The sequence below is a fragment of the Anaerostipes stercorihominis genome, from assembly GCF_057535655.1.
In genome coordinates, this window is record NZ_BAAJCL010000011.1 from 85,571 (window position 1) to 97,775 (window position 12,205).

Annotated in this window: 11 protein-coding genes; 1 reads left to right on the forward strand and 10 read right to left on the reverse strand. The window is 40.6% G+C overall.

What is annotated here, in order from left to right; genetic code table 11:
• The first annotated feature begins 43 nt into the window (after window positions 1–43).
• Window positions 44–475 carry a GtrA family protein gene (locus tag AC27EF_RS10415; RefSeq protein WP_487110693.1) on the forward strand — a complete coding sequence of 144 codons (432 nt, stop codon included), beginning with the start codon at window positions 44–46 and terminating at the stop codon, window positions 473–475.
• A gap of 82 nt (window positions 476–557) precedes the next feature.
• Here AC27EF_RS10415 and AC27EF_RS10420 read toward each other — a convergent pair whose 3' ends face one another.
• The 10 genes from AC27EF_RS10420 to kdpF form a co-directional block, all read right to left on the reverse strand.
• Entirely contained in the window at window positions 558–1,493 is a 936-nt protein-coding gene (locus AC27EF_RS10420) for a glycosyltransferase family 2 protein (RefSeq protein ID WP_487110694.1), read from the reverse strand.
• Between the two features lie 32 nt (window positions 1,494–1,525).
• Window positions 1,526–2,749: a CdaR family protein gene (locus tag AC27EF_RS10425; RefSeq protein ID WP_487110695.1), complete on the reverse strand. Its 1,224-nt coding sequence runs from the start codon at window positions 2,747–2,749 to the stop codon at window positions 1,526–1,528.
• Window positions 2,733–3,548 carry a diadenylate cyclase CdaA gene (gene cdaA / locus AC27EF_RS10430; protein WP_487110702.1) on the reverse strand — a complete coding sequence of 272 codons (816 nt, stop codon included), beginning with the start codon at window positions 3,546–3,548 and terminating at the stop codon, window positions 2,733–2,735. The genes AC27EF_RS10425 and cdaA overlap by 17 nt, the downstream gene beginning before the upstream one ends.
• 53 nt (window positions 3,549–3,601) lie before the next feature.
• Window positions 3,602–4,585 carry a hypothetical protein gene (locus AC27EF_RS10435; protein ID WP_487110696.1) on the reverse strand — a complete coding sequence of 328 codons (984 nt, stop codon included), beginning with the start codon at window positions 4,583–4,585 and terminating at the stop codon, window positions 3,602–3,604.
• Window positions 4,563–5,018, reverse strand: coding sequence for a hypothetical protein (locus AC27EF_RS10440; protein ID WP_487110697.1), 456 nt, complete (start codon window positions 5,016–5,018; stop codon window positions 4,563–4,565). The genes AC27EF_RS10435 and AC27EF_RS10440 overlap by 23 nt, the downstream gene beginning before the upstream one ends.
• Before the next feature lie 87 nt (window positions 5,019–5,105).
• Window positions 5,106–7,106 (reverse strand): DUF4118 domain-containing protein, encoded by a 2,001-nt coding sequence (locus AC27EF_RS10445; protein WP_487110698.1) that lies wholly within the window; start codon window positions 7,104–7,106, stop codon window positions 5,106–5,108.
• A gap of 61 nt (window positions 7,107–7,167) precedes the next feature.
• Window positions 7,168–7,815 (reverse strand): potassium-transporting ATPase subunit KdpC, encoded by a 648-nt coding sequence (gene kdpC / locus AC27EF_RS10450; RefSeq protein WP_487110699.1) that lies wholly within the window; start codon window positions 7,813–7,815, stop codon window positions 7,168–7,170.
• A gap of 11 nt (window positions 7,816–7,826) precedes the next feature.
• Window positions 7,827–9,881 carry a potassium-transporting ATPase subunit KdpB gene (gene kdpB / locus AC27EF_RS10455; RefSeq protein ID WP_487110700.1) on the reverse strand — a complete coding sequence of 685 codons (2,055 nt, stop codon included), beginning with the start codon at window positions 9,879–9,881 and terminating at the stop codon, window positions 7,827–7,829.
• 32 nt (window positions 9,882–9,913) lie between these two features.
• Complete coding sequence (gene kdpA / locus AC27EF_RS10460; protein ID WP_487110701.1) at window positions 9,914–11,647, reverse strand: potassium-transporting ATPase subunit KdpA; 1,734 nt, start codon at window positions 11,645–11,647, stop codon at window positions 9,914–9,916.
• Between the two features lie 36 nt (window positions 11,648–11,683).
• On the reverse strand, window positions 11,684–11,767 hold the full coding sequence (gene kdpF, locus AC27EF_RS10465) for a K(+)-transporting ATPase subunit F (protein ID WP_487110703.1): 84 nt from the start codon (window positions 11,765–11,767) through the stop codon (window positions 11,684–11,686).
• Window positions 11,768–12,205 lie beyond the last annotated feature (438 nt).

The window sequence follows — 12,205 nt, forward strand, 5'->3', positions numbered from 1 at the left end:
TGCAATCAACCATATGTAAAAATAAAATGTAAGGAGACCATCTATGCTGAATACTGTAAAGAAATTATACCGCGATTCCAGAATTCGCTACTTATTTTTCGGAGGTCTGACCACTCTGGTGAATTTGTCCCTTTTTGCTCTGCTCAAAGGTCCTTTCGGCATTGATTATAAGATCAGCAACTTTTTTTCTGTAGCTGCAGCGATCCTTTTTGCTTTTGTCGTAAATAAGCTTTATGTATTCCAGTCCAAAACAGATTCCTTTTCTGAGACATTACAGGAGCTGTCCAAATTTATCTTAGGCAGGCTTGTTACCATGGCAGTTGAAGTGGGTGGGGTCCCCTTTTGCGTGGAGATCGTTCGCCAGCCTGAAATGATTGCTAAAATAGAAACTCAGGTAATTGTTATGATTGTTAACTACTTTATCAGTAAATTCCTTGTTTTCAAAACAGTTTCAAAAAACAGGAGGACTTCTTAAAAAGCATATTGCCTCTCAATTGTTAGATTTACATCTAATGATTGGAGGCCGCTACAAAAGAGTCTTCCTGTTTTTTTTATTTTTATACATGTTCTTTGGATTTTACTATCTGAGAGATAATGTACTTCGGACGCATCTTTACCTCGTCGTAAATTTTTGCCAGATAATATCCAATCACCCCAAGACTAAACATCAAAATACTTCCCAGCATCAAAATCAGTAAAATTACCGTAGTAAATCCTTCTACCGCATGTCCTGCAAAATACATATATAAGGACTGCATTCCAAGAAACACCGCAAAGAAAAAGAAGATCACCCCGCAAACGGTTACAATCTGCATCGGCGCTGCGCTAAAGGAGGTAATATTGTTGACTGCATAGCGAAACAGAGAGCGAAACGACCACTTCGATGCTCCCGCTTCCCGTTCTTTTACATCAAATTCTACATAGGTGGTTGAAAAACCAACCCAGGAAGAAAGCGCCCGAAAAAAAACGTTTCGCTCCGGCATTTTCAAAAGCTCGTCCACTGCCTGCCGATCCAGCAATTTGAAATCAGAGGCTCTTGACATGTCAATTCCTGTGGCGCTGCTGATTATTTTATAAAAGGTCCTGGCAAATATTTTATAAACCAATCCCTCTTTTCCTCTTGATGCTTTCACCCCCTCCACAACCTGAAATCCAGATTCCCAGAGACGGTACATGGTAACCAGAGTCTCCGGCGGATGCTGAAGATCGCAGTCCATCACTGCAATACAATTTCCCTCGGATTGCTCCATTCCGGCAAATACCGCCGCCTCTTTTCCAAAGTTTCTGGAAAAGCAAATCCCTTTGATCCGGGAATTTTTTTCCCTTACTTCGAGTATCTTTTCCCAGGTACGATCTTTTGATCCATCATTGACAAATACCAATTCGTATGGAATCTGTTCTTCTCTCAGCAAGTCCCCGATTACCTTCGCTGTTTTCTCAATCATTTGTTCTTCATTGTATGCCGGAAGAACCACTGACAGTATTTTATCCACGACTATTCTTTCTCCTTATTGCTTTTCTTATCTTATTTTACGGTAATTTTAGCGCTGACATTGTCCTCAACGGTCATATTTTTTATCTTTGTGAGCTGCACCTGAACGGTATGTGTTCCCGGTTCGTATAATTCCATGTTGATTTTAGGATTCAAATCTTTAATGACAACTTTATCCACGACAGAACGCAGTCCGCTGATTTTTACTTCAATGGTTTCCTCATCAAAAGTAACATCATAATTCTTTGTGTTGTTCATCAGGGCAATCTGGCTGGTCGGAATTTCCAATGTCCGCTCTTTTCGCTTTTCGATATTTGCCCGAATTACAATATTATCTATCTTATCTGCGGATTTTACAAAGCTAATACCATCCGGAAGCTCAATATCCGAAGCTTTAATTGTCTTCTCAATGCTCTTGGTGCTGTCTCCGATATCAATACTCGCCAGACGAATGCTGTCTACCTTGTCGAGATCCTCTTCATCCCCTGTGATTTCGATTTCTTTCGGCTCATAATCAATGCTGCCCAATGCATAGCCTTTTCCCGGAGTTCCGGTAGTTTTCACAGAGAATGGCACCGTCTTTGTCTTCGATAAAATGACATTGATCTTAATTTTATTTGTATCAAGCTTGATACGATTTTCACTGATTATATCTCCGTCCTCATCATAACACCTCACCTGCTGGGTCATGGAAACATTTTTCTTCAGCCCCGTAACATCGACGGTTGCGCCGATTTGCTTAATTCTGCTGACCACACTCTTTGGTCCCGATACGGAAATCAGATTCGGCGTTGCGGTCTGACTGCTGACGGTATATCCTTCTGCCGGTTTCCCTTTAATTTGAACTACAACCGGAATCTGATCACTTTTTACATCCTCTAAAACAACTTTCACAGTTGCGCCTCCGGTATCAATATCCAGCTGGCTTTTATAACGCAGCGCCTCTACCTTGATCAGAATTGCATGCACATCGGACATTGAAGACACATCCGCGGTTGCACGAAAATCTGACTTATTCAACCGGTCAACCACATCCTTTTTCCCTCGAACCGTAAAACTGACCGTCTCGCCGTCTTCGATTTTATAGGTTTGATTCAGCTCATCTAAAACCTGTTCATTTAACATATCCACCGGTACGTCAGAAAATGTCTTTTTTATGACCGGATTATCCGTGTTAATTACAAACATCCAGAGCAAAAATGCAAAAATGACGGAAAATATTTTTAACAGCAGGTCACTTTCAATTTTTTCTCTCATTACGATTCCGCCCTTTCCATAATTTAAATTTCTTACTTTGACTCTTTTCTTCTCTCAAAACAGACAGCTCATCTCGAAGTCCCTGTGGGTCCAGATGACGGGTAATTTTTCCATTTCTGGCAATGGAAATAGATCCGGTTTCCTCGGATACCACAACGGTCAGGCTATCAGATACCTCGCTGATCCCCACTGCCGCACGATGCCTGGTTCCCATCTCTTTTCCGATCTCCACGCTGTCGCTCAACGGCAAATAACAGGTTGCCGATACGATGCGATTATTTCTTATAATTACCGCACCGTCGTGAAGCGGCGTATTGTGTTCAAAGATATTAATCAAAAGCTGACTGCTGACTTTTCCGTCAATGGGAATACCGGTACGCTCATATTCTCCCAGCATGACTTCCCGTTCCAAAACAATCAGCGCGCCTGTCTTTACCTTTCCCATTTCAATCGCGGCTCTGGAAATTTCCTGCAGTGTCTTTGCAGTATATTCCTCTTCCACCTGTTTTGTATCCGGAGAAAAGATATCAGAAAACCACTTTTTTCTTCCCAACTGCTCCAAAGCATTCCGAAGTTCCGGCTGAAATACAATCAAAATCGCTGTAATTCCCATTCCCATTGTATTTGACAAAATCCAGCTGATGGTATGAAGCTGTAACAGATACGCGGCGAAGGCAATACATAACAGTAAAATAATTCCCTTGAGCAGCACCCACGCACGTGTCGTTCTCACCCATTTTATAATCTGATACATTAAAAAACTAACAATGAGAATATCCAGAATATCTGTCAAATTCATCTTTGGTATGGATGTCCAGTATATATATTTTTCAAGAACATTAAAAAAATCTTTCAAGTTTCTTCTCCCTCTCCTTTGTCTTCATTCTCGCGGTCTTTTCTTTTCAAACTAAAACGCCTGGACGGCTTTGTGATATTGGTAATATTAAATTCTTCCTCTTTCACAGATACTTTTGGTACTGCCTTTACATAATAATAATACTCTTCGTCTTCAAATTCAAAGGTTTCTTCTCTTGTATAATCCACTACAATATAGAAAAACTGCAAAACCAACACCAAAAATATGCTAAGAGAAATCATGAAGATCTCTGAAAAAATTGAAACATCACTATATGTGAAATATCCTCCAATAAACATCATTACAAGATATAGGACTCCTCCTGTAACAATTGCCGTATTCCATCCGTTTCCCCTTTTTTTCCGAATTACAGAAACAACTCCCGCCACCAAACTAAATACAATCAAGCAAAGAAGCAGTTCTGTGCTGTCAAAAAATCTTTCAACTACCACACTGTAGACGGCTTCGCCGGAAGATCCAGCATCAATCTGAATGACTGCATGCTGCACAATGAATGCCAGATAATAACAGACTGCCCCCATCAAAATTGCCGGCAGTCCCATAATTCCCACAAAAGAGCCTATAAAAAGCGGCAAAAATGCCGGCAGATGAAAATAAAAAAAGACTGGAGTCATCATCAAATAAACCCTGGATTCCGGAAAATTCCTCTGATACGTCAGATAATAAAAAAGAATCATCACCAGATAACACAGCATAATTTCCACCGAGACATGTGCCAGCTGCAAAACAATGACGATATGAAATACCAGTGAAATTGCAGATACCGGTACAAAAACACAAAGCAGCCCCAAGACAATCAGGAAAAAGGATTGATCCAGAACTTCTGAATATCCATAGATCTGAGCAACTACGAAAAATAATAAGACGCCTGCCGCAAATCGAATGAAGACCTGCACATATTTTTCTTTGGCTGAGAGAAATCTAAGCAGTCTCTCTCTATATATCAATAATTTTTCCATCTTCTTCCTCCTTCGGAACAATCGTCGGACTTACGTCTTCTTTCTCTTCTTCTTCGTAAAGTTCCTGCAGCTCTTCTAAATATTTATCATAAATTTTCACTCGTGTCTGTACTTCATCATAAACTCTGGCAGCCTTTTTCTTTGTAAAATGCAAATAAATCAAATAAATGCTTATATAAAACACAATTAGAACTGCTGCCATCAAAAACAGTTTTCCCTCTTTGAGATGAATGATCACCTGATCCATCTCAAAAATACAAATAGCTCCTGTAAAAATCAAAAAAGCAAGAATCAGCGCAACGCTCATTTTAATCGTCTCAAACCGAATATAATCTCTTTTTTTAAAACGATTCACACGAAAATCTCTGCGTCCATGATTTTTTTCATACTTTGCCATTTCTGTCATAATCTTTACTTTTTCTTCTGAAATCATGGGATATCACCTGCCTTTTTGGTCTTGTTTTTTATTATAGCATGTAATATAGGAAAGCGAAAGCCTTTCCTATATCATAAGAGAATTCTACAGCGGAACCATAAATTTATCCTGCAGCTTTACAGCGGTCTCATTGAGCATGGCAATTAACAAACCGTATTCAAATTCCTGAATCCCTCCTTCTTCCATGAGAATCCCTATTACTCCTTTCATTCTATTTTCATCCTGAACCGGTAAATACATTGCACTTGCACCGGGCAGCGTATGAGTCCCCGCTCCGGCGCGATGACCATTGGCAACCACCCATTGTACCACTGCTTTATCCTGATCTTTCCAGTCTTGCATTCGCTGAATTTTTTCCTCACCTTTTTTGGGATATAGAAACGGGGCTTCTATTTCACCGTTTTCCTTTACAGGATAAATAATCAGCGAGAGATTCAGCAGCTTCACAACTTGGGCGGCAATCTGATTCCATACCTCGATTTCGGATTTGCATCTTCTGAGTTTCCGGCTATTTTCTAAGAGAATTTCCATCCGATAGGCTTTTCTTGCATTTTCTTTGTTCTGTTGTTTCAACTTTCTTGTCAGAGTTGCCGTAAAAACTCCTACGATAAACAACATGATAAAGGTGCTTGGATACCCTCTGTCATAGACTTTCAAAGAAAAATACGGTTCGGTGAAAAAGAAATTAAAGGCAAGCACACCAAGAAACGACGAATAAACCGCATATATCTTTCGATCGGCAATATAAGAAGACAACAGTACTCCCAGAATATATACCATAATGATATTTGATTCCGGAAAATTCAGCCTTTGGAGAATCCATGCTGCAAATGATGTGAGAATCATGACGAGGGTGATTCCCAGCAAGTCTCTGCCGATGCCCTTCCAGTTATTTTGACGTTTCCTCAATAAAATTTTTGTCTGATCGGGATTCTTTCTTTTCATATCCGGAATTACATAAATGTCGATATTGGAAGCAATTTCACTTAACTTCTCCAAAATTCCCGAACCCGTTTTTTCCAGCAAAAACCGGTGATTGGTTCTTCCTATTACTACTTTTGAGACATTGCTGATCACTGCATATTCGGCAATCTGCCGGCCGATATCATCTCCAAAAACAGTAACTATTTTTGCTCCCAGCGTTTTTGCCAGTTCGATATGAATTCTCAGCTGTTCTTTTGTTTTGCTGTCTGCTTCCTGCATCGCAGGCGTTTCCACATATAACGCGGTAAACTGACATCGAAATGCATAAGAAAGACGTGCGGCTGTCCGAATGACTTTGGCATTGGATTGTGCCGCCGAAATACATACTAAAACATGTTCCCCCGTATGATAATCTAAATTTCCCTGAATTTCGCGCTCTTCTTCTGAAATTCTCTTAACTCGTTCTGCCATTCTCCGAAGTGTGATTTCGCGCAGCGCAGCCAGCTTTTCTTTGCGGAAAAAATTTTCCAGAGCACGCATCGCTTGATTCTTTCGATAGATTTTGCCTTCTTTCATCCTGTCAATCAGACTCTCAGGTTCAATATCTATCATTTCCACCTGCTCCGCATGATCAAATACATGGTCGGGAACCCGCTCCTTCACTTTAATTTTTGTAATATTTTCAACTACATCATTGAGACTTTCCAAATGCTGAATGTTGATGGTTGTATATACACTAATTCCTGCCCGGAGCAATTCTTTGACATCTTGATACCGTTTCTCATTTCTGCAGTCCTTTGCGTTGGTATGTGCAAGCTCATCTACCAGAATCAGCTGCGGATGACGTTTCAAGGCTGCATCCAGGTCAAATTCCCGAAGCATCACACCTCTGTACTCGATTTCCAAAAATGGAATTGCCTCCAGACCTTGCGCAAGTCTCTGCGTATCCGGACGGTCATGTGGTTCAATATAACCTGCCACTACGTCTATATTATTTTTTTTTGCCTGCTGCGCAGCTTCTAACATTGCATATGTTTTTCCACAACCGGCAGCATATCCCAGAAATATTTTTAATTTGCCTCGTTTTTCTTTCTTTTTTTGCTCTTCTTCATACTGTATTTTTTTTAATATCATTTCAGAACTTGGCCGCTCAGTCCCCATATTCCATCCTCCTCTCACGATAAAGAGGACAGACGCTATGCCTATCCTCCTTATCACCAATTTATTTTAATAATCCCATTTCCCCTGCAATTTCCAGATTGCATTTTAATACATTTACACGTTCCTCTCCATAAATTCCCAGAAATTTATGCTCCGTATTCCTTTTTACAATGTCTCTTACTGTCTTTTCTGAAAGCCCGGAATTCTTTGCTACAGTTTTTACCTGAATTTGCGCAGATTTCGGACTGATATTCGGATCCAAACCAGAACCGGAAGCTGTCACCAGATCCGATGGAATATCACTCCTCTTTACACCCGGATGATCTGCAAGGAATTTTTTAACAGAATCTTCGATTCTTTTTTTTAATTCCTTGTTGGAGTTTCCGTAATTAAAACTTCCGGAAGATACTCCCGCGTATTCCCCTTTTTCCTTCTGCTCTTTTGTGTATGTATTATAATTCACAGAAGAAACTCTTCCCTGGAAATAATAATCCTCTGTAAAATCCTGTCCTACAAGCGCTGAGCCAACCGCTTCTTCCTTCTTAGCTGTTGCATTTCCATGTTTATCAATTAAATTTCCATTTGCCTTTTCTTTCATTGTCAGCTGACTGACTCCGGTTAATGCCAACGGATAGACAAAAGAGCATAATATCATCATAACAATACAGAAAACAAATGCTTTTCCAATTGATTTTCCAATTTTTTTCATATTCTCTCCTCCTAGATTCCAAGCATATGCAGGATTGGAGCCACCGCCAAGTCAATAATTTTAATTCCAGCGAACGGTACAATGATGCCTCCCAATCCATAAATCCCCATATTTCTTAAAAGTAATTTTTCCGCTTTCATCGGTTTATATTTTACGCCTTTCATTGCAATCGGAATCAGCCCCGGAATAATAATCGCGTTGAAGATTAATGCCGAAAGAATTGCGCTTGCAGGTGTCGCCAGATGCATAATATTTAAAATCTGCATCTGTGGAAGTACAAGGGTGAACATTGCCGGAATAATTGCAAAATACTTTGCAATGTCGTTTGCAATACTGAATGTTGTCAGAGAACCTCTTGTAATTAAAAGCTGTTTTCCAATCTCAACGACTTCCAAAACTTTTGTAGGATCTGAATCCAAATCTACCATATTTGCCGCTTCTTTTGCCGCCTGTGTACCAGAATTCATTGCAAGTCCTACGTCTGCCTGTGCCAATGCCGGGGCATCATTGGTACCGTCTCCGGTCATGGCGACCAGCTTTCCTTCTGCCTGCTCTTTCTGAATGGCTTCAATTTTATCTTCAGGTTTGCACTCTGCAATAAATCCATCCACTCCGGCTTCTTTTGCAATGGTAGCTGCTGTCAGAGGATTATCACCAGTACACATAATGGTTTTGATCCCGATTTCACGAAGTCTTTCAAAGCGCTCTGCCAATCCCGGTTTTACCGTATCCTTTAAATAAATGACACCATATATCCGATAATTTGCACAAACAACCAGCGGTGTTCCTCCGAGATTTGAAACTTGTGTTACAATGGAGCCTAAATCTGATGGTATGTTTCCGTCTGCACCCAAAACCAAAGACTGAATTGCATCATAGGCACCTTTTCTGATCATGGTGCCATCCGGCAAATCTACCCCGCTCATTCTTGACTGTGCGGTAAACTCAATAAATTCCATCGGACCTGCATTCTCTTTCTTCAGCTCACATCCCATTTTTCTCCCCAGATCTACGATGGATTTTCCTTCCGGAGTTTCATCTAACAGAGAAGTCTGAACACTATAATAAATTAAATCCTTCTTTTCTGCTCCCTCTACCGGATAAAACTCTGCCGCCAGACGGTTTCCGAAGGTAATCGTTCCGGTTTTATCCAAAATCATGGTATCCACATCCCCGCATGCCTCTACCGCTTTTCCGGACATTGCAATGACATTAAATCGGGTCACTCGATCCATACCTGCAATACCGATGGCGGACAAAAGCCCTCCGATGGTTGTGGGAATCAAGCACACCATCAGCGCTACTGCCCATGAAATTGGAATATCTGCTCCCAAATAGCGGGCAAATGGATATAATGTTACGACAACAATCATAAAAATTAAAGTTAATACAATCAATAATGTATTTAAAGCAATTTCATTTGGCGTCTTTTGCCTGGACGCTCCTTCCACCAACGAAATCATTTTATCTAAGAACGACTGTCCCGGCTCTGCCGCAATCCGAATTTTCAGCCAATCCGATACCACTGTCGTACCTCCGGTGACAGAAGAAAAATCTCCTCCGGCTTCCCGGGTAACCGGTGCAGATTCCCCGGTAATTGCAGATTCATCCACCGATGCAATCCCCTCGATGACTTCGCCGTCATTGGGAATCACTTCTCCCATTTTTACCAGAACAATATCTCCTTTTTTAAGTTCTGATGCATTCACTGTTTTTTCTTCTCCCTTTTTTAAGAGAAGCCTTGCTTTGGTATCCTGTTTTGTCTTTTTCAAGGAAGCTGCCTGCGCTTTTCCTCTGCCCTCCGCTACAGATTCTGCAAAATTTGCAAACAATACTGTAAGAAACAAAATCACCGCTACAATTCCATTATAAATTCTATACTCTGTCTCTCCTCCGAACAATGTAGGAAATAGGGTCAGAATTACGGTAATAAAAAAACCCATTTCCACAACAAACATAACCGGATTTTTTATCATATACCTTGGGTCCAGTTTCTGGAAAGAACCAAGAATGGATGATTTCAAAATATCCTGCGTAATAAATTTTGTCTTTTCATTCTTTGACATTTATCTGCTCCTTTCCTTCTATTTCTTTTCCTCTACATCCACAGCGACAGATGTTCTCCAATCGGTCCGAGTGCCAGAGCCGGGAAAAATGTCAGCGCTGCAAAAATGTAAACAATCAATACAAGGATAATCATAAAAGTTATATTGTCTGTTCTTAAAGTTCCAATTGTCTCATTTACCTCTTTCTTTGCCAGAAGCGATCCTGCGATGGCAAGCTGAGCAATCATTGTAATATATCTTCCAAAAAACATGGCAAGTCCAGCCGTTATATTCCAAAAGAAACTGTTATCTGCCAGTCCCTCAAATCCAGAACCGTTATTAGCCGCCGAAGATGCATATTCATACAACACCTGACTTAATCCATGAAAGCTTGGATTCGTAATGCCGTCCAATCCTGCCTGAACAGAAACTGCCAATGCTGAAAACCCTAAAATTAAAAGCGGATGAATAAGAATGCAAATGGCAACCAGCTTCATTTCTTTGCCTTCAATTTTTTTATTTAAATATTCCGGAGTCCTTCCAACCATCAGTCCGCAGATAAACACTGCCAAAATTACATACATCACCATGTTCATCAGACCAACGCCCTTACCTCCGAAAACACAGTTCAGCATCATATGTAAGAGTGGAACCATACCGCCAAGTGGTGTGAGCGTATCATGCATATTATTGACTGTGCCGGTAGTAAAAGAGGTTGTTACCGTCGTAAACAGAGACGACTGGGCAATTCCAAACCGTACTTCCTTTCCCTCCATACTTCCCAGACTCTGGTCAATTCCCATCTTGTCAATCACCGGATTGCCTGCCAGCTCAGAATGATAACAGAGGACCAATCCAATTACAAATAGAATTGCCATAGCTCCAAACACAACGGTGCCCTGACGTCCTATGAAAATTTTCTTTTGGATCGGCGCAACGCCTTGTGCGGCAACTGCCTTTCTCTCTCTTTTTTTATCTGCAAGCATATGCCCAAATGTGACGACACAGCTCCCCGGAAGAATCATCATAGATATTAATTCTACGATATTAGAAATAATGGTAGGGTTTTCAAATGGAGTCGCGGAATTGGCTCCAAAAAAACCTCCTCCGTTGGTTCCCAGATGCTTAATGGCTTCCAGTGCCGCAACTGGTCCCATTGCCAAATCCTGAAGTTTTCCTTCGATTGTATGTATCGTAAAGTTTCCTCCCAGAGTTTGAGGCGTCCCCTGACTTACCAGTATCAGCGCCAGAAGAAAAGATACCGGAATTAAAATTCGTGTGGTAATCCGCACCATATCCCGATAAAAATTTCCAAGTTTCTTTCCTGCAAGCCCCCGGCAAAATGCCATACATGCAGCATAGCCGCTGGCTGCCGATGTAAACATCATAAAAATAATAACGCACATCTGACTGGCGTAAGAAAGTCCCGCTTCCCCCGAATAATGCTGCAGGTTTGTATTTGTCATAAAGCTTATGATTGTATTAAAGGAAAGGGAAGCATCCATTCCTTCAATTCCGTTGGGATTCAAAAACAAAATTCCCTGAATTCTCAAAATGACATATCCTGCAAACACCATTACCGCATTTGCCAATAAAAGCGAAAGAGCATATTTTTTCCAGCCCATATTTTCACCTTTGATACCGCAGACTTTATAGATCAGATGATCAATCGGATCAAATACCCGATCTGCAAAGGTTTTCTGCCCGGCAGCAATATGATACATGTATTTTCCCATTGGAATCACCAGTATCAGAAATATCGCCAACGTCAAAATGATTTGTAACATCTCTTTTCCTCCTGTTGTTTCTCTGCATGTCTCATTTTATAATTTTTCCGGGTGAATCAATGCATAAACCAGATAAACACCCAATACGAAAATCATCAGTCCCAAAATGATCATATCCATGACCTGCCCTCCTACTTCTCTTTTGGATTCACTTGAGAATCACAAAAATCTGTAAATAATTTGACCAATAAGAAACTTCCCAACAAAATTGCGATCATAATAATGTCCATCATTTTTTGTTTCCTCCTTTACTTTGGCTTATTATATTCGCTTCTCTATAAATTTGGCATCAAGAAATCTCTATTTCGCATTAAGATTATATTAACAAAAATATTCCGCCATAAAACATGACAGAAGGTTTCCTTCATGTTATGATAGAGGTCAGAGCAGACAATGCCTTATACCCCATTTGATAGACACATAGAACGAGTGGTATAATCTATCCAGAAAGTCAGGAGGAAGAATTATGGCACAGACGTACAGTATCGAATTCAAGGAAGAGGCATGTAAACGTGTACAGTCGGGGATACCGGCGACACAGGTGGCAAGGGAACTCGG

Coding starts and splice junctions, on each gene's coding strand:
- kdpA (WP_487110701.1), bottom strand. CDS start 11,647: ATGTTACAAATCATTTTGACGTTGGCGATATTTCTGATACTGGTGATT.
- AC27EF_RS10415 (WP_487110693.1), top strand. CDS start 44: ATGCTGAATACTGTAAAGAAATTATACCGCGATTCCAGAATTCGCTAC.
- AC27EF_RS10425 (WP_487110695.1), bottom strand. CDS start 2,749: ATGAGAGAAAAAATTGAAAGTGACCTGCTGTTAAAAATATTTTCCGTC.
- AC27EF_RS10445 (WP_487110698.1), bottom strand. CDS start 7,106: ATGGGGACTGAGCGGCCAAGTTCTGAAATGATATTAAAAAAAATACAG.
- kdpC (WP_487110699.1), bottom strand. CDS start 7,815: ATGAAAAAAATTGGAAAATCAATTGGAAAAGCATTTGTTTTCTGTATT.
- AC27EF_RS10435 (WP_487110696.1), bottom strand. CDS start 4,585: ATGGAAAAATTATTGATATATAGAGAGAGACTGCTTAGATTTCTCTCA.
- cdaA (WP_487110702.1), bottom strand. CDS start 3,548: ATGAATTTGACAGATATTCTGGATATTCTCATTGTTAGTTTTTTAATG.
- AC27EF_RS10440 (WP_487110697.1), bottom strand. CDS start 5,018: ATGATTTCAGAAGAAAAAGTAAAGATTATGACAGAAATGGCAAAGTAT.
- kdpB (WP_487110700.1), bottom strand. CDS start 9,881: ATGTCAAAGAATGAAAAGACAAAATTTATTACGCAGGATATTTTGAAA.
- kdpF (WP_487110703.1), bottom strand. CDS start 11,767: ATGGATATGATCATTTTGGGACTGATGATTTTCGTATTGGGTGTTTAT.